This window comes from Desulfitobacterium nosdiversum, assembly GCF_049860565.1.
Taxonomy (GTDB): Bacteria; Bacillota; Desulfitobacteriia; order Desulfitobacteriales; family Desulfitobacteriaceae; genus Desulfitobacterium_A; species Desulfitobacterium_A nosdiversum.
On record NZ_CP172056.1, the window covers coordinates 2,522,570 to 2,547,926 of the forward strand.

The 25,357-nt window shown below is 40.8% G+C and carries 22 protein-coding genes; 17 read left to right on the top strand and 5 right to left on the bottom strand.

All coding sequences use genetic code 11. The features are described 5' to 3' along the window. The first annotated feature begins 49 nt into the window (after positions 1–49). A complete protein-coding gene (locus ACHOLT_RS12310; RefSeq protein ID WP_425801038.1) occupies positions 50–1,381 on the top strand; it encodes a 5'-deoxyadenosine deaminase in 1,332 nt (443 codons plus the stop codon). 108 nt (positions 1,382–1,489) lie between these two features. Here ACHOLT_RS12310 and ACHOLT_RS12315 read toward each other — a convergent pair whose 3' ends face one another. Further along, on the bottom strand, positions 1,490–1,672 hold the full coding sequence (locus tag ACHOLT_RS12315; RefSeq protein WP_425801040.1) for a DUF1540 domain-containing protein: 183 nt from the start codon (positions 1,670–1,672) through the stop codon (positions 1,490–1,492). 116 nt (positions 1,673–1,788) lie between these two features. Between ACHOLT_RS12315 and ACHOLT_RS12320 the strand changes: the two genes are divergently transcribed. From ACHOLT_RS12320 to ACHOLT_RS12330, 3 genes are all read left to right on the top strand, one after another. Beyond that, a complete protein-coding gene (locus ACHOLT_RS12320; protein ID WP_425808036.1) occupies positions 1,789–4,194 on the top strand; it encodes a DNA topoisomerase 3 in 2,406 nt (801 codons plus the stop codon). Between the two features lie 175 nt (positions 4,195–4,369). Next, positions 4,370–5,740 carry an amino acid permease gene (locus ACHOLT_RS12325; protein WP_425801042.1) on the top strand — a complete coding sequence of 457 codons (1,371 nt, stop codon included), beginning with the start codon at positions 4,370–4,372 and terminating at the stop codon, positions 5,738–5,740. A gap of 174 nt (positions 5,741–5,914) precedes the next feature. After that, a complete protein-coding gene (locus tag ACHOLT_RS12330) occupies positions 5,915–6,562 on the top strand; it encodes a hypothetical protein (RefSeq protein WP_425801044.1) in 648 nt (215 codons plus the stop codon). 122 nt (positions 6,563–6,684) lie between these two features. Here ACHOLT_RS12330 and ACHOLT_RS12335 read toward each other — a convergent pair whose 3' ends face one another. Continuing rightward, positions 6,685–7,968 (bottom strand): DNA recombination protein RmuC, encoded by a 1,284-nt coding sequence (locus tag ACHOLT_RS12335; RefSeq protein WP_425801046.1) that lies wholly within the window; start codon positions 7,966–7,968, stop codon positions 6,685–6,687. Positions 7,969–8,040: 72 nt separating this feature from the next. Between ACHOLT_RS12335 and ACHOLT_RS12340 the strand changes: the two genes are divergently transcribed. From ACHOLT_RS12340 to nrfD, 5 genes are all read left to right on the top strand, one after another. Further along, entirely contained in the window at positions 8,041–8,754 is a 714-nt protein-coding gene (locus ACHOLT_RS12340) for a GGDEF domain-containing protein (protein WP_425801048.1), read from the top strand. A gap of 82 nt (positions 8,755–8,836) precedes the next feature. Next, positions 8,837–10,678, top strand: coding sequence for a molecular chaperone HtpG (gene htpG, locus ACHOLT_RS12345; protein WP_425801050.1), 1,842 nt, complete (start codon positions 8,837–8,839; stop codon positions 10,676–10,678). A 219-nt stretch (positions 10,679–10,897) separates the two neighbouring features. After that, entirely contained in the window at positions 10,898–11,176 is a 279-nt protein-coding gene (locus ACHOLT_RS12350) for a hypothetical protein (protein WP_425801052.1), read from the top strand. A gap of 56 nt (positions 11,177–11,232) precedes the next feature. Further along, positions 11,233–11,934, top strand: a complete 702-nt coding sequence (locus tag ACHOLT_RS12355) for a 4Fe-4S dicluster domain-containing protein (RefSeq protein WP_425801054.1) — start codon at positions 11,233–11,235, stop codon at positions 11,932–11,934. A gap of 13 nt (positions 11,935–11,947) precedes the next feature. Then, complete coding sequence (gene nrfD / locus ACHOLT_RS12360; protein ID WP_425801056.1) at positions 11,948–12,883, top strand: NrfD/PsrC family molybdoenzyme membrane anchor subunit; 936 nt, start codon at positions 11,948–11,950, stop codon at positions 12,881–12,883. A gap of 65 nt (positions 12,884–12,948) precedes the next feature. On the opposite strand, the gene ACHOLT_RS12365 is transcribed toward nrfD, so the two are convergent. After that, positions 12,949–13,152 carry a hypothetical protein gene (locus ACHOLT_RS12365; RefSeq protein ID WP_425801058.1) on the bottom strand — a complete coding sequence of 68 codons (204 nt, stop codon included), beginning with the start codon at positions 13,150–13,152 and terminating at the stop codon, positions 12,949–12,951. A 97-nt stretch (positions 13,153–13,249) separates the two neighbouring features. Here ACHOLT_RS12365 and mgsA point away from each other — a divergent pair, with 97 nt between their 5' ends. The 6 genes from mgsA (at position 13,250) to ACHOLT_RS12395 (ending at position 19,452) form a co-directional block, all read left to right on the top strand. After that, positions 13,250–13,636, top strand: coding sequence for a methylglyoxal synthase (gene mgsA / locus ACHOLT_RS12370; RefSeq protein WP_425801060.1), 387 nt, complete (start codon positions 13,250–13,252; stop codon positions 13,634–13,636). Positions 13,637–13,793: 157 nt separating this feature from the next. After that, entirely contained in the window at positions 13,794–14,525 is a 732-nt protein-coding gene (locus ACHOLT_RS12375; RefSeq protein WP_425801062.1) for a hypothetical protein, read from the top strand. 99 nt (positions 14,526–14,624) lie between these two features. Next, positions 14,625–15,053 (top strand): MarR family winged helix-turn-helix transcriptional regulator, encoded by a 429-nt coding sequence (locus ACHOLT_RS12380; protein ID WP_425801064.1) that lies wholly within the window; start codon positions 14,625–14,627, stop codon positions 15,051–15,053. A gap of 95 nt (positions 15,054–15,148) precedes the next feature. Beyond that, positions 15,149–16,336 carry an MFS transporter gene (locus ACHOLT_RS12385; protein WP_425801066.1) on the top strand — a complete coding sequence of 396 codons (1,188 nt, stop codon included), beginning with the start codon at positions 15,149–15,151 and terminating at the stop codon, positions 16,334–16,336. 136 nt (positions 16,337–16,472) lie between these two features. Further along, positions 16,473–17,234, top strand: a complete 762-nt coding sequence (locus ACHOLT_RS12390; protein WP_425801068.1) for a LytR/AlgR family response regulator transcription factor — start codon at positions 16,473–16,475, stop codon at positions 17,232–17,234. A 406-nt stretch (positions 17,235–17,640) separates the two neighbouring features. Continuing rightward, a complete protein-coding gene (locus ACHOLT_RS12395; RefSeq protein ID WP_425801071.1) occupies positions 17,641–19,452 on the top strand; it encodes a carbon starvation CstA family protein in 1,812 nt (603 codons plus the stop codon). 70 nt (positions 19,453–19,522) lie between these two features. Here the strand turns inward: ACHOLT_RS12395 and pepT are convergent, their stop codons facing one another. Beyond that, positions 19,523–20,749: a peptidase T gene (pepT, locus tag ACHOLT_RS12400; RefSeq protein WP_425801073.1), complete on the bottom strand. Its 1,227-nt coding sequence runs from the start codon at positions 20,747–20,749 to the stop codon at positions 19,523–19,525. A gap of 378 nt (positions 20,750–21,127) precedes the next feature. On the opposite strand from pepT, the gene ACHOLT_RS12405 reads away from it, so the two are divergent. Continuing rightward, the gene (locus ACHOLT_RS12405; protein ID WP_425801075.1) at positions 21,128–21,538 is read left to right on the top strand and encodes a helix-turn-helix domain-containing protein; all 411 of its coding nucleotides are present in this window, start codon (positions 21,128–21,130) and stop codon (positions 21,536–21,538) included. A gap of 228 nt (positions 21,539–21,766) precedes the next feature. Beyond that, a complete protein-coding gene (locus ACHOLT_RS12410) occupies positions 21,767–23,893 on the top strand; it encodes an EAL domain-containing protein (protein WP_425801077.1) in 2,127 nt (708 codons plus the stop codon). Positions 23,894–24,193: 300 nt separating this feature from the next. Here the strand turns inward: ACHOLT_RS12410 and ACHOLT_RS12415 are convergent, their stop codons facing one another. After that, positions 24,194–25,219, bottom strand: coding sequence for a hypothetical protein (locus tag ACHOLT_RS12415; protein ID WP_425801079.1), 1,026 nt, complete (start codon positions 25,217–25,219; stop codon positions 24,194–24,196). Positions 25,220–25,357: the final 138 nt, after the last annotated feature.

Here is a 25,357-nt window from a genome sequence, read left to right on the forward strand (position 1 = left end):
AGAAAAAAGGCAAGTTAGGGAAAGTTAAACAGTTCAGGAGGCAAATCCAATGCGTGTTCTCTTTAAAAATGCTCATATTGTTACGATGAATCCGGCTCGGGAAATACTTCAAGGAGACTTGCTGACGGAGAACGAAAAAATCGCAGCTGTTGGGGAAAGGATAACGGAAACGGCTGATCGTGTGATTGATCTTCAGGGGAAGATTCTGATTCCTGGTTTGATTCAGACACACATTCATCTTTGTCAGACCTTGTTCCGGGGGCAGGCTGATGATTTAGAACTTTTAGATTGGCTGAAAAATAGGATTTGGCCTCTCGAGGGCGGGCACGATCCCGAATCTCTCAGGGATTCGGCATTGCTTGGAATTGGGGAACTCTTTCTTGGCGGGACGACTGCGATAGTCGATATGGAAACCGTTCATCACACGGAAGCCGCTTTTGAGGCTATTCTCGATTCTGGGATAAGAGCACTTTCCGGAAAAGTCATGATGGATGATCCAAGTAAAGATATACCGGTTTCGCTTCACGAAAGTACTCAGGCTTCTCTTCAGGAAAGTGTTGATCTCTATGAAAAATATCATCTTCAGGGAAAAGGCCGTTTAGAAGTCGCATTTACTCCTCGGTTTGTAATCTCCTGTACCGATGATCTCCTTAAAGAAGTCTCAGAGATTGCCCATCTGAAGAACGCTTTTGTTCATACTCATGCTTCGGAAAATCGCAGTGAAATCCAGGTTGTAGAACGTACTCGTGGGATGAGAAATGTTGTCTATCTTGATCAAGTAGGTTTAACTGGTCCTCGTCTTATTTTGGCGCATTGTATTTGGCTTGATGATATGGAAAAAGAGATTCTTCTGAACAGCCATACGCGTATATCGCATTGCCCTTCCTCAAATCTGAAATTGGCTTCAGGAATTGCGCCTATACCTGAACTGCTTCAACAGGGAGCTGAAATTTCCCTGGGAGCTGACGGAGCCCCCTGCAATAATAATTTGGATGGATTTCAGGAAATGCGCCTGGCTGCTCTCATTCAAAAGCCCCTCCATGGACCAACGGTAATGCCTGCTCAACAGATATTTGAGATGGCAACCATCTACGGAGCTCGTGCCATTGGCCATGAGCATGATTTGGGAAGCCTTGAGGTGGGGAAAAAAGCGGATCTTGCCGTTGTGAGTTTGGAAGGTTTGCATACCTGGCCTAATGAAAAGGTTGATCTTTATTCTCAGCTGGTTTATCAAGCTCATGCTTCTGATGTAAGATTAACCATGGTGAATGGGCAAATTGTGATGCAGGACCGCGAATTACTGACCATAGATGTACCTCACTTAAAGCAGAGTGCTGCAAAGAGTTTAAAAAGGGTTCTGAATCGAGTCGGTCTTAGCTGATAACAAATTACTTGGAAAAAAGGATTTTTGAGCCATAGAGTCGAATATCATTTTGACCAGAAATAAAGAAAGGCTAGCCGGTCATTGGCTAGCCTTTCCTCATGCTTGTTAAGACAGACTTCCATTCGGAATAAAGGTAGCACAATCTGTCATTTCAGTCGTTTTAGCATTAGGGGCTTGAACTTCGATTTCTTGGGCATGGCAATGGTCTCCATCCCAGTAATGACAGGTGTTTACAACGCATTTAACCCCTTGAATATGGCTTTTAATTTTATCAACTCGTCCTGGCATGTAATTTTCCTCCTTTAAGATTACTATTTTTTTCGGACAAGAACTATTTTTTGCTCTTTAATACAATTTATGAGTGGAAATTTTTTAATAAAATAAAAAACGAATAGGGGACAATGATGGGTAAAATTCTTATTGTTGCGGAAAAACCGTCTCAAGCGCGTGAATACGCCAAAACCTTAGATGTTAAGGGAAAAGGTGACGGCTTTCTTCACAATGAACACTATATTATTACCTGGTGTATCGGTCATCTTCTTGAGTTAGACCGACCAGAGGAATATATGGACATCGAAAAAGTGGGCAAAAGATGGGGGCTGCACCGTCTCCCTGTTTTACCTCAAATTCAAAATTTTAAGCATCAAGTTAAAGCCTCAACCCGCAGCCAATATCAGGTTCTGGTCAAACTTTTGAAGTCCTCGGAAATCGATCATGTCATTTGCGGGACAGACGCCGATCGGGAGGGCCAGCTTCTTTTCCAAGAGATATGGGACACAGTGCAATGCCAAAAACCGTTGAAACGGCTTTGGATTTCTTCCTTAACCGGTGAAGCAATACGGGAAGGAATGAATAAGCTTCAGAGGGAAGAAGAGGTCAAGGGATTAGCCCAAGCGGGTTACGGCCGGAGTTACGCGGATTGGGATTTTGGTATGAATCTTACGGAAGGGTTTACCTCTTTGTTTGGAAGCTTTGATCCTGTACGTAAAAAGCCGAATGTAATTTCCATCGGCCGAGTTCAAACGCCAACCCTTGCTCTGGTTGTAGAGAGAGAATGGGAAATTGAGCAATTTAATCCGATTCAGTACTGTGAAGTTGAAGCGGATTTTGAAGCAAATGCTGGCTGCTACACAGGTAAGTGGATCGATGACCCGACGAAGCAAGAGATGCAAGAGGAAAAATATGAATTAGATATGAAGCCGAACCAGCAGGCTTCGGAATTGACTGAACACGGATTAGACCGCATCAGAGCGGAAGAAATTGCAGCCAAAGTTAAAGGAAAGCAGGGAAGTATTTATTCCATCGAAGCAAAAGAGATTCAGGAACCTCATCCTTTGCTCTTTGATTTAACCTCGTTAACAGTGGCTGCTTCAAAACGCTTTGGAATGAGTGCTGAACAAGTACTCAAGACAGCACAATCGCTTTACGAAAAAAAAGCCATTACCTACCCTCGGACGGACTGCAACTTTCTCCCTCCCGATATTCTTCCTAAACTTCCTGCCCATTTACAAGCTTTAAGAATAGAACCTTACAAAGCATGGGTTGAAGAGGCTGTGAAAAAAGATCTGCCGAAGGGAAAGAGGGTTATCAATCAAATTACCGCTCACCATGCGATTATTCCGACAACGGAAAGGGTATCTCCTGAGAAACTTTCCTTAGATGAAGGAAAACTGTGGGACATGATCGTCCGACGTTTCTTGGGTATTTGGTTTCCTCCGGCACGGTATGAGACAACCGTCGTTCTTACGCAGGTGGAAGGTGAATATTTTCGGACAAGAGGAAAAGTTTTGCTTGAATTAGGGTGGAAAGATCTTCTTGGAGATACCGCGGATGAAGATACTTCTAATCAGCCCAAACGACGCAGAGGCAAATCGAAAAAAAGGGAAGAGGGAGAGGACGGAGAAGCGGATTTCGTTGATTTACCGATTCTAAGTAACGGCGAGAGCATTAAAACGCTTAAAGCTGTGATTAAAGAAAAAGAGACTAAACCTCCCAAACGCTATACTCAAGGAGATTTGCTGAAGGCAATGGAGAATGCCGGCAAAAAGGTTGAAGACGAACTGCTGCAGCAGCAACTCAAGGGCAAGGGTTTAGGGACTGTTGCAACACGCCCGGCGATTATTGAGAACTTACTGGATCGGGGCTATTTATTACAGGAACATCGAACTCTGCATCCAACAGAAAAGGGAAAAGAACTCATTCGCCTGATTAAGGAAGAATTGCCCAAGGCTCAACTTTTAGTCAGTGCGGAAATGACAGGTCAGATGGAATATGAGCTTTCGCAAGTTGAGCAGGGAAAACAGGAATTAACAAACTATATGGTTCAAGTGGAAAATGCTATTCGCGAGATTCTGAATGAATTAAAGGTTTTTCAAAGTGCTTTTGGTAAGCGTCCTCTTGCGCTAGCACCCGTTAAGTCAAAAAGCAAGACCTCGAAAACAAAAAGCCGGAATAATTCTTCTTCAAAAACGGAATTAAAAGATCAGAAAGCTAAGCAGGAAGAGGCTGTTCAAGCTCAGGCACTAAGAGAAGTATTAGGAAGCTGTCCGCTTTGCGGCGGGGAAATCGTTGAAGGGAACAAAGGATACGGCTGTATGAATTATCGGCAAGGGTGTTCCTTTGTCGTTTGGAAAACTCCGATCTGCGGTAAGGTTCTTACTCCCGCCCAAATGAAAAAGCTTCTTAGCAAAGGAAAGACGGATTTAATCAAAGGGTTTCGCTCCAAAACAGGAAAAAACTTTTCAGCCTATCTGGTATGGCAGGAAGCAAGATCAAGCCAGCTCAAATTTATGTTTGACAAGGATACGTAATTAACAAGGATATGAAGTAAAAGAATGATTAAATTTTAACGCTTGAACGGAAAGCTGCTGTTCAAGCGTTAATTTTTTGTTCTAATGGGAATTGAAATGCTTAAACTGCCAAACACTATTGAGGATAAATCCCGTTGATTTTCTATTCGTTTTATGAAGAGGAGCAAAATGATAGATGAGCAGAGTGCGGAATAATCAAGAGCAATTAAAAAGAACGTTAACTGAGCGGCATGTTCAAATGATTGCACTTGGCGGAGCAATTGGAGTTGGACTCTTTTATGGATCCTCAACGACCATCAAAATGGCAGGACCGGCCATTACATTGGGCTATATTCTGGGAGGTTTAATTATTTTCATTATCATGCGTGCGCTAGGTGAAATGGCGGTCGCCGACCCGAGAGCAGGTTCTTTTAGCGCCTACGCATACCGTTATGTGGGACCTTTTGCAGGATTTCTAACAGGCTGGAACTACTGGTTTTTATGGATCGGCGCAGGAATGGCGGAGATCACAGCTCTCGGCATTTACGTGAATTTCTGGTTTCCGGGAGTGCCGCGCTGGCTCTCTGCCCTGGTTGCTTTAATAATTATGGCTTCGATAAACTTAATTAATGTGAAAGCCTTTGGCGAGTTTGAATTTTGGTTTGCTATCATTAAAGTTGCGGCGATCTTAGGCATGATTCTGTCCGGAATTATAATTATTCTAGGCATTGGGCCGGGGGGACGTCCTCTTGGGTTTAGTAATCTCTGGGCACATGGCGGTTTTTTGCCCAATGGAATATCAGGATTGATGCTTTCGTTAGTCATGGTCATGTTTTCTTTCGGTGGAGTAGAATTAGTCGGAATTACTGCCGGTGAAGCACAAAATCCAGAGCACACGATTCCTAAAGCTGTTAACAATGTCTTCTGGCGTGTGCTTATTTTCTATGTTGGTGCAATCGGAGTCATGATGGCGATTTACCCTTGGAATGAGATTGGAAGTCAGGGAAGTCCGTTCGTCCTGATTTTTGACAGAATTGGGATTCCGGCAGCAGCCACGATCATCAACGGTGTTGTTATCACTGCGGCCCTATCCGCTTTTAACAGCGGTCTATTTAGTACTGGACGAATGCTGTATAATCTCGCTCTTCAAAATAATGCGCCTAAAATGTTTGCACAACTCAGTGAAACAGGTGTGCCGAGGAATGGCGTTCTTATTTCTTCCCTGATCATACTCCTAGTAGTTGCCCTCAATTACTTTATACCTGGCCGAGTATTTATTATTGTTTCGGCAATTACCACCTTTGCAGTGGTCATAACATGGACAAGTATTCTTATCACTCAGTTGTATTTCCGAAAAGCTTTATCCGCAGAACAGATTAAGCAGCTAACCTTTAAAATGCCGGCGCATAAACTCTTATCTGGGTTCGCTCTTCTTTTTCTGGGAATGATTTTAGTACTGATGTATTTTATCCCGGATATGCGTTTTGCTCTAATTATAGGGCCGTTATGGCTGCTCCTTCTTTATATAAGCTTTCGGATGAAGAGTGCTCAGGCAGAAAATGCATAAAGGAAGTCAGAAAAGATTAAGAAAGGGTTTTATTGATGACATCAATAGAATAAAATAAAGATAGAGCCTTAGTCTGGCGGCAGGTGAATAAGTACATTAAAAATGTGCCGAAAGCCTGAGCAGACTTTTGGTATCTTATTCGGTTTAACTTGGAACGTCGAGGGAGGGGATAAGGTGCTAAGCACTGCAGAAAATATGATCATAGCCTTACTCTTAATCCTTGTTTTTACCTTTTCCCGTAGACTTTTCGGACATAATGAATTGGACATAAAGACTAAAAGGCATTATCCTGAAAAACCAAAATCCTCTTTAAAAAATAAAGAACTGCGTTCTAAAGTAATGGATCGGTCACGATCAAAAGAGGTCATATCCAATCGAAGTAAAAACTACAGCCTAAAGAAACGAAAAACACGGATTAAAGCAAATGCAGATCGACCTGCTTCAGTTTTGCTTCATCCTCACACGCTCGAAAAGGCTAGAAAGGAATTCCTTGAATATGCCTCTTCTTTTAAAGGTCTCTATGAACCGCTCTATCAGGCGAGCCAAGATAATTTACGGGAATCAAGTCAGAATGAGCTGCTTAAGGCCTGGGAAGATAAGATTAAAGCTACCCATTCACAATATTTGGAGCTCATATGGGAAAATAGCGGATATCAATGGGCTTCTCGAAAAGGAATTGTTGGAAAAGCATATTGGGAGCTTTGGCTTAAACATTTAAAGGACTGTGGATTACAGCGTTCCCAAGAATCAGGCCAAATTTATTGGAGCCTTAATGGATGTATTCTGGAACAAAGCAATCACGAAAATGAGAAAAGCAGTTAGTGAGTTTGTATTGCTCAATCATAATTCATAGTCTATAATTAAAAAAATACTGGATAAGAACCCACCTTGTATTTTGGTGGGTTCTTATCTATAAACGATTTGGTATAATTATTAAAAGAGATTTAATCTACTTCATCAGATGTGGCAGCGAGCATAGCTGAACTTTCTTCAACGGGTAAGGTTTGGACTTTCTTAAGCTTGCGTTCTATTGTTCGCGACTTTTGTGCAGCAGTATCAATGGTGTTACTCGCTTCTTGAAGTTTTTTCTGTGTTTTCTCGAGGATCTCGACAAACTTGCCGAATTCTGTTTTGACAGCGCCAAGAAGGTTCCATACTTCACTTGAGCGCTTTTCAATGGCCAGTGTTCGAAAACCCATTTGAAGGCTGTTAAGAAAGGCTGCAATTGTAGTTGGCCCTGAAATGACGATCTTATAATCATGCTGCAATTGATCACAAAGTCCGGGACGGCGGAGTACTTCAGCATAAAGGCCTTCGATCGGAAGAAAAAGGATTCCAAAATCAGTTGTATGAGGTGGATCGATGTACTTCATTCGAATAGATTTAGCCTCTGTTTTTATGCGGTTTTCAAGGGCCTTTCCGGCTTCTTCAATAGCCGAAAGATCCCCTTTATCTTGTGCTTCCAGGAGACGTTCATAATCCTCCAGCGGAAATTTAGCATCAACAGGCAGCCAGACAATCCCATTATTCCCATCCTTGGCAGGCAGTTTAATTGCAAATTCTACGCGATCGTTACTTCCGCATTTAGTGGCTACATTAAGCGCATATTGCTCGGGAGTCAGGATTTGTTCAAGAAGATTGCCGAGTTGAACTTCACCCCAGATTCCTCGGGTTTTAACATTGCTTAATACTTTTTTCAGGTCTCCAACACCGGAGGCAAGATTTTGCATTTCACCCAGCCCTTTATGGACCATTTCTAAGCGTTCACTGACGAGTTTAAACGATTCACCTAATCGTTGTTCTAAAGTTGAGGTCAATTTTTCGTCGACAGTAAGGCGCATCTGTTCAAGCTTTTGAGAGTTATCTTGCTGGAGATGGAGCAAACGATCTTCTACTGTTTTACGTAATGACTCTAATTTCTGCTCATTGGTTTGGGTTAGCTGATTCATCTGACGAGCAAAAATATCTAACTGGTTTCGTTCAAGATTTGCAATTTCCGCCATGCGTGCAAGAACGGAATCATTAAATTGTTTAAGGGATTGACCTTGTTCCTCTCGAGACATTCGTATACTTTGGCTTGTTTCTTCGCGATTGCGGGCAATTTCATCGGAAATAGCTCTGATTTGACGATCAAGATTTAAATGCGCTAAATGATTCCAAAGGATAATTAAGAAGATTAGAGTAATAGCACTAAGACATGTTAAAGCAATAAGAAAAAATTCGGTCACCGTTTTCCCTCCAAATGTATTAGAATCAATTCCGGTCTCTTTACTTTATCATGGACAAGGAGATAATGCAAAATGAAACGATCCCTGCGCTATTTAATTCATAGTGCTCCCGTAATATTGCCTGCATTAGGTGTGGTGCTAGGCTCAGTCGGTTATTATATTAATCATAATCTACCGATCAAATATGAATTTCAAGCATGGGTTGTCATTACCATTGTCTTAATATTTAACGGAATTATTCTCGGTTCGATTGTAAGGTCGTTAGCGCTTCGAGCAACCTTGGATTCATTAACGGGGTTAGGAAATAGAGGAATGTTCTATTTAGACTTGAAGAATGAAACCCATAAATATCTAAAAGGCGCTCAATCTGTGTTTTCTTTGGCTTTGATTGACGTGGATAATTTTAAGGCTGTAAACGACCGCTATGGCCACCCGGCCGGAGATAGTGTGCTCAGACAATTAGCTTCTATTTTTGAAAACAGTATTCGCGTCTCTGATGCGGTTGTGCGCTGGGGAGGAGAGGAGTTTGCCATTATTTTATCCAATACGGGTCACGATGGGGCGGTTGCCTTTCTCGAGAGAATTCGCGGGATCGTAGAAAAGCACGATTTCGGACAGGAGGTTCAGTCTCAGCCAATTACAGTGAGCGTTGGCGTGGTTTCTTTAAAAGATCTAAAATTCAAAAAGGACGAAAATGAAATTGAAAGCGATGTTGTTGAATTTGCAGATAAAGCCCTTTATCAGGCCAAAATAACGAAGAATTGTGTTATCGCTTATGGGCATTGAAGTTATTAAGACGTAAGACTTGAAGTCTGACCAAATTTGATTAAAATATAATATGGAAAACTTTTCAGGAGGCACATAAGAAATGAGTACAACAGAAACTAAAGAATTTCAAACCGAAATCCGGCAATTGCTGGATATTGTCATCAACTCTTTGTACACAGACCGTGAGATCTTTTTGCGCGAACTCGTCTCAAATGCTTCGGATGCAATGGAGAAAGTCCGCTTTCAGCAGCTGTCTGGCCAGGATATTTTGGCTAAAGACATCCCGCTCGAGATTCAGATCACAACGAATGAAGATGAGCATACCCTGACTATTACGGATGCAGGGATTGGCATGACAAAGGATGAATTAACTGAGAATCTCGGAACAATCGCTCATTCAGGCTCCAAAGCTTTTATTCAAAACCTTGCCGAGTCTGGAGACAAAAAAGATATGAATTTGATTGGTCAGTTCGGGGTAGGGTTTTACTCAGCCTTCATGGCGGCAGAAAAAGTAACGCTCTATACGCGGTCCTATCGGCCGGAAGCTAAAAGCTATATCTGGGAATCCGAGGGTAAAGGAAGCTATACGATTGAAGAGACGGATCCTTTAACACGAGGCACGCGATTAGTTCTTCATTTGAAGAAGGATGCCGAAGAGTTTGCAAAACCTGAAACCGTTAAACGAATCATTAAGCAGTATTCCAGCTTTGTTCCTTATCCGGTCAGCGTGAACGGCGAAAAAGTAAACACGGTCCAAGCCCTTTGGACTAAAAACAAAAATGAGATCAGTGATGAAGACTACAATGAATTCTATAAATTTATCGCCAATGCCTATGATGGACCCCGCTTCCGCCTTCATTTCTCTTCAGACGCACCGATTAATATTAATGCGCTTTTATTTGTTCCGCATGATAATATCGAAAAATTTGGGTTCGGCCGCATGGATGCGGGCGTAAATCTTTACTGCAAGAAGGTCTTAATTCAAGAGCAAGCCAAAGATATTCTTCCTGAATGGCTCCGGTTTGTACGGGGTGTTGTCGACAGCGAAGAACTGCCTTTGAATATTTCGCGGGAAACGATGCAGGACAGTGCCTTAGTTGCGAAATTAAACAAAGTGGTGACAACGCGTTTCCTAAAATATCTTGAGGAACAGGCGAAAAATGAACCTGAAAAATACAAAGAGTTTTGGGATGAATTTGGGATCTTCCTAAAGGAAGGGGCTGCGAACGATTTTACACATCGGACGGAGCTGATGAAACTTCTGCGTTTTGAATCCTCCAAGACTGAAGCCGACAAGATTATGTCGTTGAGTGACTATGTAGGCCGGATGAAGGAAGGTCAGGAAGCCATTTACTATGTCAACGGTCCGAGCCGTGAGGTTATTGAAGCGGGACCGTATCTTGAAGTTTTCCGGAATAAGGATTACGAAGTCATTTACACACGTGATGCGATTGATGACTATGTCTTGAATACGATCGGCGAATTTGAAGGTAAAAAATTAATATCAGCGGATCAAGCTGATCTCAATCTTACAGAAGAGAATCAAACCGAAAATAAAACGGGTTTGGAAGGAGAAGAACTTAAGTCCTTTAATGAATGGCTGAAGGGAATTCTGGGAACAAAAGTCACTGAAGTCCGTGAATCAAAGCGTCTTGTCGACAGCCCTGCAATTATGCTTAGTCCTTTTGGATCGCACAGTATGCAGCGGATGATGCAGCTGGTAAATCATAACTTGCAGGATGTTGCTCCCGGTATATTGGAAATCAATCCCAAACATGCGTTGATTCTCCGACTTAATGAACTGCGCCAGAAGGAGGATTCCTTCGCGCAATTGGCAGCTGAACAATTATTTGCTAATGCTCAAATTGCAGCTGGGATTATTGTGGATCCCCGGGGGATGGTTGCACGTCTTAATGATATTCTTGAAAAAGCATTGGGATAAGACTGTGTTGCATTAAATAGCAGATATCAAAAAGGTGGGGCTTAGCTCCACCTTTTTTCGTTATATTTGTATTTAAGTTAGCGTCCCAATACCATAGCTATTATCAAAAGTCAATATTAAACATTTTGATATCGTCAATATATTGATTCAGTTGAATATAATATATAGGATAGTGAAAGTTCTAATAAACACTAAACCAATTAAAAAGGAGGAAGGAAAATGGGGTTGACAATTATCTTGATTAGCGTTTGTCTTGCAGGGATATGGGGATTTATTGTACCAGTATTAGTTTTTGGCACACGTCTAAATCTAAAAACTCCTTGGCGTTGGGTAATAGGTGCTATTTGTGGTTTGCTTGTAGGAATGTTATTAGCTTTTGTAGAGTTTATGATTATTTGGCCTCCGATGAATCCTATAGTAAATATTATTGGAATTGTTATTCTTGCAGTGATTTCAGGATTGCTGCTTATTGAACCTCAAATGAAATCTGAAGATTGAGAGTAACAAAGATTTAACTTGCTAATTTAAATCATTGGATCGAAAGGAGAGCAAAAATGGCAAAAGAAGGTCCAAACATTAATCGCCGAACGCTCTTAAAATTAGGATTAGCGACAGGGGCTGTAATGAAATTTGGACTTATTCCAAAATCAGTAGTTGGGGTAGAAGCAACGAATCAGAACAACGTTAATTCAGAGAAAAAAATGCCTGGAGAGCAAATTGGTTTTGTTTATGATCAATCGAAATGTATTGGTTGCGGAGCATGCGTTGAGGCTTGCCGGAAAACGAATCAATGGGACGAAGGAGCTCAATGGCGTAAGGTACTATTTGAAGGTAAAAGTAAAGCACCTTCTCTGAATGAGCGTCATTTATCGATTAGCTGCAATCATTGCGAGAAGCCAGCTTGTTTAGAAATTTGCCCAGTTAAAGCTTATCATAAGCGTCCTGAAGATGGAATCGTTCTCCATGATAAGGAAAAATGTATTGGCTGTATGTATTGTCTTTATGCATGCCCATATCATGCACCAAGTTTTAGTTCTAAAGAAGGCCGGATTTCTAAATGCCATTTTTGTTATGAACGGCAAGATCAAGGTTTGCAGCCTGCTTGTGTTGAAGCTTGTCCTATGCATGCTTTAGGTGTAGGGAAAATGGACTATTTATTATCGTTACCCTTCGTTACACAGCAGTTAAAGGGAATGCCAAGTCCGGATGTTACTCATCCCTCGTATGTCATTATTCCCAAAAAAGAAATGAGATAGGGGGGATTTGATAATGAATCATTGGGGTTTGCTTATTATCGTTTATCTTTTTATGGGAGGTATGGGTGCAGGTGCCTATCTAACCTCGTTTATCGCGAACCGAGGGTTTCTTGGTCATGTACCCAACCTAAAATATTTAGGTTATATGATTTCTGCTCCGATCGTTGCCCTTGGAACAGGGCTTTTAGTCTTAGACTTAGGGCAAGGATTACGAAAACCGTGGCTTTTATTTCGTTTAGTAACGAATTTTCAATCAGTCATGAGCTGGGGAACAATAATTTTATGCTGCTTTATTTTTATTGGTTTAATTCGTGGATACCTAGCCTGGAAAAATAAACAATCTTTAAAGTTACTTGATTATCTAGGAGTAATTCTCGCGTTTGCTACGGCGGGTTATACGGGAATGCTTTTAGCAGCTGTTTCTGCAATACCGTTTTGGAACAATGGGTTCATTCCTATTTTATTTATAATTTCAGCTTTATCTACCGGAATGTCTGCAACTACCTTTCTGGCTTATTTTATAGGAAAAGAACCGGATGAGCATCGTCGCGTAAATCTGATGCATCTTATTTTAGTAGCAATTGAACTTTTAGTGCTATTTCTCTTCTTTACTGCTCTTTCCCAAGGAAAAATGGGAGCTATTGCCATACAGTCTGAGAGAATGCTTCTTTATGATAAATTCTCGTTTGCATTTTGGTTCTTCTTTGTTGGGATTGGATTAGTTGGCCCGCTCATTTTGTATCTATATAATTATTTTCATGCAGCCAATTTATGGCTTCGATTAAAGCGTTTTTTTGCTAACCGCAAAGAATCCGAAACAAAGAATTCCATTAAAAATGAATTTAAATATTCTTGGTTGTGTGATATAGCAATTCTAATTGGTGGATTTTCTTTACGGTGTCTTATTGTTCTTGCTGCATTGCCCTTATGGAATGGGCTTATCAATTAGTAAAGTTGAGCTGCTGAAGCCGATTTCTCCTATAATAGGATAAACCGGCTTCTTTTTATTTCGTCTTATATATTATCTTGGGCGGCTAGGATTTCTTCAATTGTGGAAGTCTTTCGGCAATGCGGACAAACCCAACTCCAGTTTGAACGTTCGCGAGCGATATTAAAAATGGGCCCGGCTTCCCTGTGTAAAAACTTCCAAGTCGTAATGCTCCATTGGTCTGAGGTAGATTTAATTCCGCAAAAGGGACAAATGTAACCTTCAGCCATAGGCTTTCCCCCCTTTAGACATATATTTCTGATATAATTTATTCTGTAATTAAAAAAGTTGAATAGACATACTGTAAAAAATAAAGGAGAATAAAAGATGCTCGAAAAACCATTGGTCGCTTTAATAGCACATGATCAGAAGAAAGAGGATATGATTCAGTTTGCTCGAACTTATCGTTCAGTTTTGGAATGCTGCAATTTAATCGCTACAGGTACAACCGGCCGCCGAATTCATGAAGAAACGGGTTTGGAAATAGAATACTGTTTGTCTGGTCCGCTTGGAGGCGACCAACAAATTGGCGCTCGCGTGGCTCAAGGTGATGTTACAGCGGTCATATTTATGCGTGATCCGCTTACGGCACAGCCTCATGAACCGGATGTCTCCGCTCTGCTGCGTCTCTGCGATGTTCACAATATTCCGCTGGCGACCAATCCTAACTCAGCTCATATTTTGGTTGAATGGTTAAGGAATCGTTTGATTTAACAGCGGAAAATACTCTTTTGCCTTGAATTCTTATCCTTTTTCCGGCATACAAATTAGTTAGGGCTTTTAAATGATACGGAAAGGGATAGGAAGGTGAGGCTGTGTTGGGAAGTTGATCAATCATGTTGAGGTATGTTTTCCAATAGCGGGTTGGGAGATGTTAGAGTTACCTAAACCTGTCTTTAAGCGCATGCGTAATAAATCCTTGTATTGGTTTCAGCAAAGATTAAACTGGGGGGGGAACCATTTCAATACGCTGCGCTGTGAAAACCTGGATATGGTTGCTACGTATCGCCCTTATCACTTTAACGGCGGGGAGTTTGGGCTGTATCTTTATGCGCATTATTTTACAGCTTTTCTATTAAATATTATGGAGAGGACAGGACTGCTCTTTAACGAGGCTCACCGGTTTGCCTTGGAATGTGTTCAGACGCATGGAGCATTCCATTATCTCGTTGAAAGATATGCCGGCTTAATGAACGCGGTCTCTTCTTATCCTCACTATAAGAAGGAAGTTTATAGTCCATTATGGGGAACGGAAGAGTGTATTGAAGAAACTCTGGCTAATGCTTACCTCTTTCAAAACCATCCTGAGTGGGAGGAAAAGAGACTTAATTATGTTCATGAGCTTTTTAAAAAGCAGCGGGACGGATACGCTCAAGCTGCTGGAATCCAGCAAAAAACAATAACCTCATTGTACCGGCAGCTTGAAAACTTTATCGGCGGGCGGAAAACGTTCTCATTAGAGGAATGGATTAGACGAAGAACACCTTTTTACGTCGATCATCTTCCGGTTTATTTGGTTAATGATTGCCTTAAGGATTCAGAATTTGAGAACGTTATAGAGATTGTTTTTCCGGCTTGTTTAGACTGGGAAGTGAATCTTTAAAGATAGATTATCTATTTCTTTTTATAAGAAAATGCTTATTGACGTAAACTATTTTCGGGGTTTATTATTTAACGGAATAAGTATTAGGTGGGGATCATCATGCCAATTTTAAATGAAACAGATATCCTGGTACGTTTGATTGGTCAAAAGTTTCAACAATTAATGATTCCAAAAGAAGGGCCTATGTCTTTTCATCAATATTATTTTCTTAAATATCTGGAACGTAAGAAAGCATGTACTCCTTCTGAGATTGCAGATCAATTTGGGATTACTTTAGGAGCCGTTTCCGGATTTATCGACCGTATCTATAAATTAAATCTAATTACACGGATCCGGAGTGAAAAGGATCGGCGTCAGGTTATTATTCGGTTTTCAGAAGAAGGAAAAAATCAGTTGAAGATTTTTGAAAAAAGAAGTGTAGAAATCAACCGGCAAATTCTTGAAAAGTTAGGGCAAGAGGAGATAGAAGTTCTTAATCAGCATTTAGCGCGATTCCGTCAGGTTCTTGATGAAATATCAGGCGTTTAATGAAGATATAGACTAATATTAGTATTCAGAGGTTGGGGAAGAAACAGCATTTGCTGGAAAATTGTTTATTGTAGAGGATAGGAGATTGAGATTTAATGAATAAAAAACAGACTCGGCCAATAGTTATCTTGTTTTTCGTCCAGTTTTTAGTGATGATGGGGTTTGGAATTGTGATTCCAATTTTGCCTTTTTTAGTTCAAGATTTGGGCGGAAATGCAATTTCTCTTGGTATCTTCATGTCAGCTTACTCCATCATGCAATTTTTCTTTGCACCTTTTTGGGGCCGTATGTCGGACCGAATCGGGCGAAGACCTGTTCTTCTCATAGGTATAAGCGGCTACGGACTAACTTTTTTCCTTTTTGGGGTTATTCATCAGCTTTGGCTTTTGATCGCTGTTCGGGCATTATCCGGCTTAGTGTCTTCCGCAACTCTGCCTACAGCGATGGCATATTTGGCAGACATCACGGAAGGAGCAGATCGCTCAAAAAGTATGGGGCTTATTGGTGCGGCAATGGGCCTTGGAATGGTTTTCGGACCGGCTTTAGGCGGCTGGTTAGGCCATTATAGTTTTTCGACTCCGTTTTTCGCCGCAGGAGCCTTAGCACTTGCTATTCTTCCGTTTGCCTGGTTCTTCTTGCCTGAAACTCTGAATTCATCCAGTGCCCGCTCGAATAAGAAAATTCCTCGCTTTAGTCTTCAGATTTTTAAGGATCCTCTATTAACACTTTATATTTTTAACTTTGTCATTAACTTTTCAATGGCTATGTTTGAAACCACTTTTGCACTCCTTGCTGCGGCCAAAGTAGGTTTTGGCCCAAAAGAAATGGGAATAACATTTACTATCCTCGGAATTTTTGGGGTCATCGTTCAGGGGGGGTTAATCGGAAGGTTAGTCAGCCGGTTTGGTGATGCTCCACTGGTTAAAACCGGTACATACTTATGTGGTTTTGCTCTTATTTTTATTATATTGGCACCAAATACAGTTACCTTAGTCATGGCTACAGTCTTATTCATGGTTGGCAATTCATTAACCGGCCCGACAAGTTCCAGTCTTGTAACAAAACAAAAAAGCGGGAGTCAAGGTGCTTCGCTCGGGCTGTTCCAATCCTTTGCAAGCCTTGGAAGAATCCTCGGACCCGTTATCGGCGGGGCTTTATATGGGCTGGCAAAGGGGTTGCCTTATATAACGGGAGCGATTCTTCTATTGGGTTTGGTCATTGTGGCACAGCAAAAACTTTATGCTTATGGAAAAACAGAAATTAAGCGCCCCGCCCGATCCTAAAAATATCATTCAGAGTTTCTTAAATATATCGTAATATATCGAAAATCATGTATATTGAGTAATATCAGTATTATATGTTAGACTAAAATTAAGGCGTATTTTTTAAACATGCGCTAGCGAAGAAAGGGGAACTCGAATGATCAAGGGGATACTGATTGACGATGAGGCTCCAGCCCGCCGAGAGCTTCGATTCCTGCTTGAACAGATTAGTGAAGTAGAGATCATCGCGGAATTTGCCGATGGGGAAGAAGCTTTGGAAAAAATACCGAAGCTGCTGCCGGATGTTCTCTTTATCGATATTCAGCTTCCTAATATGAGTGGTTTAGAATTAGCTCACTGGTTAATTCAGCAAGGCCTTAAAGCATCGATGGTTTTTGCCACGGCGCATGACGAATATGCTCTCCAAGCTTTTGAAGTTAATGCTATTGATTATATTCTTAAACCATTTAATCCCGAGCGAGTACAACATACAATGACGAGGATTAAACAACAGCTTCATGATCGAGAAGCCTGGGCTAATAAAGTCATTAAAGCCATTGAAGGTATGGAAACACAACGAAAATACCGTAAAATACCGGCCTTTAATAATGGCAAGGTTGTTCTAGTGGATCAACAAGAGATACTCTATGCAATTTCCGAGGGACGTCATGCATCTTTGGTAACGGCAGAGGAAACCTGGCCGACTTCTTTGACGCTTCAGGAAATTGAAGAAAGGCTGGATCCCAAACAATTCTTAAGAACTCATCGGTCATACCTTGTTAATATTGATCGAATTCGTGAAATCATTCCATGGTTTAACGGAACATATAAACTCGTTTTGAATTTACCCCATCAATCTTTGGAAATACCGGTGAGCCGGACGTTTGTTCGTCTCCTTCGTAAAGAATTTAATTTTTAACAATAATTTAATATTTTTTTGAACATAGATTTAAACATAGTATAGAGTAGTTTGTAATAAAACAAGCTACTTTTATTTAATTTTTAGGGATATTTAGACCATTTTGATCGTAAAATTTATAAAAATTCAAATTCCTATAAATTGTTTGGGCCTGTTCTTCAGTTCATCATTTCGACTAATCATTAGACTTTCGTAGGATATGTAATTCATGTAGAGTTTTCAAACTGTTATGCAACTGTAAAAGCATGTTATACAACATCTGTAGACAATTAGCTGAATTTTATGATTATAATATGATGAACTTCTTAAATGGGCAGTCTTTACTTTTTAGAAAAGGAGGGCAGAATTATAATTTTGGTCTTATTTTTTATGAACTAATTTAATAAGAGAAGGAGGAATGTAAAGAATGAATGCCTTAACACTCGTCATTGCTGCTGCTTGTATCCTTATTCTTGCGTATCGATTCTACGGTGCTTTTCTTGTTACAAAAGTACTGGTCGTTGATGAGAATCGTGTTACTCCTGCTCACCGGTTAGAGGATGGTCAAAACTATGTTCCTACAAATAAATGGGTTGTTTTTGGACACCATTTTGCTGCAATTGCAGGGGCTGGTCCTCTTGTCGGACCGGTTTTGGCCGCTCAATTTGGTTACTTGCCCGGTCTTGTCTGGATTTTAGTAGGTTCTGTACTGGGTGGTGCAGTCCATGATATGATTATTCTTTTTGCTTCTGTTCGCTATAACGGACGTTCACTTTCAGAAATTGCGAAAGAAGAAATCGGTAAGGTATCCGGTTTGACAACGGGTATTTCTATTCTCTTCATTCTTGTGCTCGCAATGGCTGGCTTGGCTGTTGTTATTGTAGGTGCAATGAAGAATAACCCTTGGGGTTCCTTTATTATTACAAGTACTATTCCAATCGCACTTTTGGTCGGAGCATATATGTATAAAATCCGCCCTGGAAAAATTGGAGAGGCTTCCGCTCTTGGTGTTGCACTCGTCTTTGTAGCGATTTGGGTAGGGCAAGCCGTTGTTTCGACCAGCATAGGAGCTTGGTTTGACTGGTCTGAACAACAAATGTGGATTATTCTTCCGGTCTATGGCTTAGTTGCTGCAATTTTGCCGGTATGGCTGCTGCTTGCTCCGCGCGACTATATCAGCAGTTATTTGAAAATTGGTACGATCCTGATGCTGGCAATTGGAATTATCTATGTTCATCCGCAAATTGTGATGCCTTCAGTTACTGATTTTGCAAGGACTGCAAATGGTCCGATTGTAAAAGGTCCGATTTGGCCTTTTGTTAGTATTACGATTGCTTGTGGTGCTATTTCTGGTTTCCATGCTTTGATTAGTTCAGGTACGACTCCTAAGATTATCAATAGTGAAAAAGATATCCAACTCGTTGGTTTTGGCGGAATGCTCATGGAAGCCTTCGTTGCAGTTATGGCGCTAATCGCAGCTACAGTGCTCCAGCCGGGAGACTATTTCGCGATCAATGCCGCTCCTAAAGTCTTTGCTACATTAGGTATGCATACGGTAGATCTTCAAAACCTATCCAATATGGTAGGCATGGATTTAGCCGGACGTACAGGAGGAGCTGTTACCCTCGCAGTTGGTATGGCTCACGTTTTCTCTCAAATGCTGGGAACTCACTTGATGAAATACTGGTATCAATTCGGAATTATGTTTGAGGCTCTCTTCATCTTAACGACGATTGATGCCGGAACTCGGGTAGGTCGTTATATTCTCCAAGATTTCTTGGGACGTTATGTCTATAAACCCTTTGGAAATATTCACTGGTGGCCTGGTGTAATAATTACGAGTGCTGTAATTTCCGGAGCATGGGGTTACATGCTCTGGGGAGGAAATGTTGCCTCAATTTGGCCTATTTTTGGTGTGTCTAACCAGCTTCTTGCAACCATCGTTTTAGCGATTGGAACAACCACTATTCTAAGAAACTCCAAGAAGATGGTCTATGCTTGGACAACACTTGTCCCTCTTGTTTACATGGTTTTCACCGTTTTCTATGCAGGAATATGGTCCATGATGAATCAATATCTGCCGGCTAAGGATTACATCAAAGCTGCTCTTATTGTGATCATGTTGCTGTTAGCTGCGGTGATCATTATTGATAGTGTCCGTAAATGGGTTGAAATCGTTAATGATCGTAACGCAGGACGTTCTACAGCAACGGTTTCGCTGCCTTTATCAGGTAAATAATTAAAAAATAAACAAAATAAAAAATTACCCATTAAAAATCTCCGAAGCGATGCTTCGGAGATTTTTTTTGTTACATCATTATTGATTTCTCAATGATTTTAAGGATAACTTCAACTCCTTTTTCAAGAGAAAAAGTGGGAATGAATTCATATCTGCCGTGAAAATTGTGACCGCCTGTAAACAAATTAGGAGTAGGCAATCCCATGTAGGAAAGTCGCGCTCCATCTGTACCGCCGCGAATAGGGCTGATTTTAGGCTTCACTCCGACCGCTTCCATCGCTTGCTTTGCAATATCGACGATTTGCATTACCGGTTCAATCTTTTCACGCATATTTTGGTATTGATCCGTAATCTCAATCTTTACGGAATCTTGACCGTACTTTTTCTGGAGCATTTTTGCAGCGTTCCTCATCGTATTTTTCCGATTTTCAAGACCTTCGTTTTTAAAATCCCTAAGAATAAAGTGAAGGATGGTATTTTCAATTTCTCCCTGGGAACGGTGCAGGTGATAGAATCCTTCATAGCCTTCGGTATCCGCGGGCGTTTCGTGAGAAGGCAGGAGAGAAAGAAATTCATGGGCCAGGAGGATGGAGTTAATCATTTTCCCCTTCGCACTTCCTGGATGAACATTGCGGCCATAAAATTGAACAACAGCTTTTGCGGCATTAAAGTTTTCAAATTCAAGTTCTCCGACGGGTCCACCATCAACGGTATAGGCGAAATCAGCACCGAAGCCTTTTACATCAAAATGATCCGCGCCACGGCCAATTTCTTCATCTGGTGTAAATCCGATACAAAGCTTGCCGTGTTCAACTTCAGGATGCTGAACCAGATATTCTAATGCAGTCATGATTTCTGCGACCCCCGCTTTGTCATCTGCACCCAGAAGTGTTGTTCCATCCGTTGTTATTATTGTTTTACCGACATACTGTTGGAGTTCGGGAAAGGCGTCCGCAGAGAGAATGAAATTTTTTTCAGCATTGAGAATAATATCTCCCCCGGGGTAATTTTCAATCAATTGAGGTTTAACAGCAAGGCCGGACATATCTGGGCTTGTATCCATATGGGCAATAAAACCGATTGCAGGAACAACATCTGAAGTATTTGCCGGCAGGACTGCATATACATAGCCGTTCTCGTCGCACCTGGCCTCCTGTAATCCCAAGCTTTGAAGCTCTTCAACTAATACCCGAGCTAAATCAAGTTGTTTTGAGGTACTGGGCACAGATGTTGAGGTTTCATCGGATTGAGTATCTATTTGTATATATTTCAGAAAACGTTCTATAACGCTAGACATTATGAACTCCTCCATTCGCTTTAAGTGCATTTCTAATTATAAATGTTTTTGTGGTAGAAAAAAAGAACGATAATTCAACAAGTCTTAGACAAATTTATTAGTTAACATTAAGTGTTAACTAATAATAATTAAAAATAAGGTAAGTTAACGCAAGTTAACATAGGGTTAACTATTACTTAGAGAAGTTAACACTTAATAATAATTAAAAATCAGGAAAATCGGCATGGCATGATATTTGCATTATATTTTAAAATTGTCGATTATTATTAAATATTGCCCAATACGGTAGGAACAAATGCACAAATTGGTGATAATGCGTATTAGTATTTAATACCCAAGGTTTTGATCCAAGGGATGGATATTAAGGAGGATCTAAAAATGTCTTTAGTTAAAGAAAATCAGGACTATCGAGAGACGCTTATAGAAATTGGCCGATATATAAATGATTATCGCGTTCGCAGAAAATTGTCGATACAGCAAATGAGTGTAAGAGTGGGTGTTAACCCTTCCTATTTACGCGAAGTCGAACGTGGGGAAAAAATACCGGATGATTACTTTATTCGGAATTTATCGGAGCAATTTGGACTTGATGAGAACTATATCTTTGGACTTCTAGGTAAAACCACGCTTGTTGCGCGAGAAGAGCTTGATCAACATGCTCTTTTACAACAAATTTTAACAGAGATTGGAATGTCCTCTTTTCCCGAGCAAAAAAAACAAGAGCTTTATGAAATGTTCTATTCATTAACAAAGAAAGCGCTTATTAACCAGGTTAATATACAGAATTAGAGCAGAGGCTTAAAGGATATCCTCGTAGGTAAATTGGGCGAGGATATTTTTTGTTTGTTAATTTGCTTAATTCGCTTAGAAAATAGGCTTATAAATAAAAAAAATAATGCTATGTGAGTAGAATTTCTGTATAATAATTATTATAAGTAATAATTCTAATTTCCTAATCGATTTGAATGGAAATGGATCGAAATAGAATTATCGGGGCTGATAAGTGAGGTGACTTCAATGGTAAAGAGACATCGAATAAAGTCTCCTTTAATATTTAAAGAAGGAAAATTCAGCAGAATACAAATTGCCGCACTGGAAGCAGCTGCTAATTCAATCGTCATTACCGACATTGATGGAATTATCGTTTGGGCGAATACTGCCTTTACAAGAATCACAGGATACAGTTTGCTTGAGGCCTTAGGCCAAAATCCGCGCTTTTTAAAGTCTAATGTACATCCTCCGGAATTTTATAAAGACCTTTGGGATACCATACTTGCCAGAAAAGTTTGGCATGGTGATATGGTCAATCGCAAAAAAGACGGGACTTTATATAATGAAGAAATGACAATTACTCCGGTGTATTTTGAGCCGGAGCAAACACTATACTTTATTGCGGTTAAGCAAGATGTTACACAGAAACGTCTAGATGAAGAACAAATGCGCTTAGCTTCGAAAGTTTTTGAAAATACTTTAGAGGGTGTTTTAGTCACTGACCCTAAGGGAAATATTGTCTATACGAATCAAGCGTTTCAAGATATTACAGGGTATACCACTGAAGAAGTTATGGGGAAAAACCCTAAAGTATTGAGTTCGGGAAAGCATGACAAGAAATTTTACCAGGAAATGTGGCGGGCTTTACTTGAAAAGGGAGAGTGGCAAGGAGAAATCTGGAACCGCCGCAAAACGGGAGAAATATACCCAGAGTGGCTGACGCTAAGCGCCATAAAAGATAACAACGGTAAAACAGTACAATTTGCAGCGATTCTTAGTGATCTAACGTCACGCAAACAAAATGAAGAAAGAATTAAGCATCTTGCTTATCATGATGCTTTAACAGACTTGCCCAATCGCTACCTGTTTCTTGATCGGCTTACCCTTGCTTTAGCACATGCCGCAAGACATGAAAGTACACTTGCTGTCCTTTTCCTCGATTTGGATCGCTTTAAAGATGTTAATGATACATTAGGTCATGCTGCGGGGGATCATTTGCTTCAAGAGGTGGCTCGGCGATTAAAGAAATGTATTCGAGATGAGGATACGGTTGCCCGTATGGGGGGAGATGAATTTACCCTTCTTCTCCCGGAGGTGAGTGTCGATAAGGCCAAAGATGTGGCTCGGCGAATTCTTAAAGTATTTGAACAGTCCTTTAAACTTGATGATAAGGAGCTCCTCATAACCCCGAGTATCGGCATAGCGACAGCATCAGATAAATCCATTGATGCACAAACCATTTTGCGCCACGCCGATTTGGCAATGTATAAAGCAAAGGAAAGCGGGAAGAACAGGTATTGGCTTTATCAAGCTGATATGAGTCTAATTGCGCAAAATCGTCTTACACTTGAACAGCGCCTAAGAAGAGCACTTGAAAGAGGAGAATTTGTTCTCTATTATCAGCCCCAGGTTGATGTTGTAAGCGGCAAACTGCTGGGTATGGAAGCCTTATTGCGCTGGAAACATCCGGAAGCGGGAATAATCCCTCCCCTGAAGTTTATTCCGATTGCAGAGGAGACCGGTCTTATCTTACCCATTGGTGAATGGGTTCTTCGAACAGCGATTGCCCAAAATGTAGCATGGCAAAGGAAAGGTTTATCTCATCTTCGTATCGCGGTTAATCTTTCAGGCCGTCAATTACTTCAGGAGAACCTGGTTGAGAGGGTTAAAACAATCCTGGAAGAAGAACAAATGGAGGGTAAATGGCTTGAATTAGAAATCACGGAAAGCGTTGCTATTCATGATTTAGAGCTTACGATCAGAGTATTAAGTGAATTTAAAAAAATGGGTGTGCATATTGCGATTGACGATTTTGGCATAGGTTATTCCTCTTTAAGTTATCTTAAACTTTTCCCGATAGATACTTTAAAGGTTGATCAAAGCTTTATTCGAGATAGTCTCCATAATGCTGAAAATGGGACCATCGTCTCGACGATTATCGGACTTGCCCGCGATCTGAATTTCTTAGCAATTGCCGAAGGAGTAGAAACGGAAGCGCAATATGAATTCCTAAAGGAACAAGCCTGTACGGGGATTCAGGGATATCTCATCTCACGTCCTCTGCCGGCTGCTGAAATGACAACTCTTTTAAATTTAGTTCATGAAAATGAAGATAAAGTTCCGGTATCCGTGGAACAACCCAGTGATCCATAAATAGGTTTAAACAGGGGCTGTTGCAAAACAGCCCCTGTTTCGTACGCGCAATAATTATGGACTATTGCAAAAGACCCGAAAGCGTAGTTTCGCGCATAGAAGTGAACGATTCGCGGAGGGACGTGCAGGTGAACAAAGCTTTCGTAGCGTAGCGCAGCCAGGGGTTCACATCAGGTATCGCCCAGAGGTTTGGCGGAGCTGCTACGAAGGCGAAGTGAACCAGTCCAGGAGCGCCTGAGTAAACGGATATGCGCGAAACTACAAGACCATAGGTTTTGCGACAGCCCATTATTTCTGATTTTAAATTGTAAATTCCTTTTCAAATTCGCCGAGTGATTGTCCGAAATTCTGCTGAAAGCTTCGCTGAACATCTTGACGCTGCGTCTGGTTTAAGAACGCTTTAAAGCGATCTAACCCATGCTTATCAATCAATTGTTCAGTTGCTAAATACCCTTGAAATTCAACATTATAGGATGCACTCAAGAGGGATTGGTCAATTTGGTCGAGTGGCAATAGTTCTCCATTTTGTGCTGTTTTCTTAAGATTTGCGGTCATAGCTTTAATAATACGATTAGTCCGAGTGGAGTTAACCTTTTCTTGAGCCGCAAGCCCATTATGCCAACAGACCCCCTCATTAAGCCAAAGCGGAAGTTTCGTGCCAATTCCGGCCTGGTTAAATGTGACATGCGTAAGCTCATGAGTTAGAACGTTAGCAAGATCGTCTTTTCCTTGAAGGTTATACATCGGAATCCAAATAGCGGAATCCACGGTTATTCCACCCGTTTGACTAACAATAGCAGAGATTTCATCAGAAGAGATTCCTGCTTTCAGAAGCGCATTACCATAAAGATCAGGTGAAGAATAGAGAACAACTTCTGTTTCCTTTTTGGGGTTTAGATTTGTATTGTTTTGAATTATAGGGAGAGAGTCTGAGGTAATTAGAGAACTTGCAGACTTTAATGTTTCATCACTTATACCCGTATCCCCGGCATAAAGAGTAATTGTTTGCGATGCTTGTTCTTTTTTTAGGGAGGGGTTTACCGGGGGAAGTGTGTGAAGACGGATTTGCAGATGATTTTCAAGAAGGCGCATTGATTTTTCTAAAGCAGGATTATCACTGCTTACTCCGGAAACAACCTGCAGGGTTGTACCCAGCATTTTTTGCACAATTTCGCTCCAGCCATGATCAGCAGCATAATTGGAAACCTGAGTTACCGCTTCCTGAACAGGCTTGCTCTGAACAAGAGACTTTGTTTCTGTTTGTAGTTGAGGTGAAAAGGTATATGCCAGGAAATAGAGCATAATTAAGATGGCAATTTTTTTCATGAGTTTAACCTCGTTCTTACGTAGAATAAAAGCTTCTATCTCATTCGTCTTTATAATTTTATCATTTTTGACCTTGTTTTACCAAAGGGAATATTAACTAAACAAGAGATGAAGAGGCAATTGCGCATAAGCAATACT

Coding starts and splice junctions, on each gene's coding strand:
- ACHOLT_RS12310 (WP_425801038.1), top strand. CDS start 50: ATGCGTGTTCTCTTTAAAAATGCTCATATTGTTACGATGAATCCGGCT.
- ACHOLT_RS12315 (WP_425801040.1), bottom strand. CDS start 1,672: ATGCCAGGACGAGTTGATAAAATTAAAAGCCATATTCAAGGGGTTAAA.
- ACHOLT_RS12320 (WP_425808036.1), top strand. CDS start 1,789: ATGGGTAAAATTCTTATTGTTGCGGAAAAACCGTCTCAAGCGCGTGAA.
- ACHOLT_RS12325 (WP_425801042.1), top strand. CDS start 4,370: ATGAGCAGAGTGCGGAATAATCAAGAGCAATTAAAAAGAACGTTAACT.
- ACHOLT_RS12340 (WP_425801048.1), top strand. CDS start 8,041: ATGAAACGATCCCTGCGCTATTTAATTCATAGTGCTCCCGTAATATTG.
- htpG (WP_425801050.1), top strand. CDS start 8,837: ATGAGTACAACAGAAACTAAAGAATTTCAAACCGAAATCCGGCAATTG.
- ACHOLT_RS12350 (WP_425801052.1), top strand. CDS start 10,898: ATGGGGTTGACAATTATCTTGATTAGCGTTTGTCTTGCAGGGATATGG.
- ACHOLT_RS12355 (WP_425801054.1), top strand. CDS start 11,233: ATGGCAAAAGAAGGTCCAAACATTAATCGCCGAACGCTCTTAAAATTA.
- nrfD (WP_425801056.1), top strand. CDS start 11,948: ATGAATCATTGGGGTTTGCTTATTATCGTTTATCTTTTTATGGGAGGT.
- ACHOLT_RS12365 (WP_425801058.1), bottom strand. CDS start 13,152: ATGGCTGAAGGTTACATTTGTCCCTTTTGCGGAATTAAATCTACCTCA.
- mgsA (WP_425801060.1), top strand. CDS start 13,250: ATGCTCGAAAAACCATTGGTCGCTTTAATAGCACATGATCAGAAGAAA.
- ACHOLT_RS12375 (WP_425801062.1), top strand. CDS start 13,794: ATGTTAGAGTTACCTAAACCTGTCTTTAAGCGCATGCGTAATAAATCC.
- ACHOLT_RS12380 (WP_425801064.1), top strand. CDS start 14,625: ATGCCAATTTTAAATGAAACAGATATCCTGGTACGTTTGATTGGTCAA.
- ACHOLT_RS12385 (WP_425801066.1), top strand. CDS start 15,149: ATGAATAAAAAACAGACTCGGCCAATAGTTATCTTGTTTTTCGTCCAG.
- ACHOLT_RS12390 (WP_425801068.1), top strand. CDS start 16,473: ATGATCAAGGGGATACTGATTGACGATGAGGCTCCAGCCCGCCGAGAG.
- ACHOLT_RS12395 (WP_425801071.1), top strand. CDS start 17,641: ATGAATGCCTTAACACTCGTCATTGCTGCTGCTTGTATCCTTATTCTT.
- pepT (WP_425801073.1), bottom strand. CDS start 20,749: ATGTCTAGCGTTATAGAACGTTTTCTGAAATATATACAAATAGATACT.
- ACHOLT_RS12405 (WP_425801075.1), top strand. CDS start 21,128: ATGTCTTTAGTTAAAGAAAATCAGGACTATCGAGAGACGCTTATAGAA.
- ACHOLT_RS12410 (WP_425801077.1), top strand. CDS start 21,767: ATGGTAAAGAGACATCGAATAAAGTCTCCTTTAATATTTAAAGAAGGA.
- ACHOLT_RS12415 (WP_425801079.1), bottom strand. CDS start 25,219: ATGAAAAAAATTGCCATCTTAATTATGCTCTATTTCCTGGCATATACC.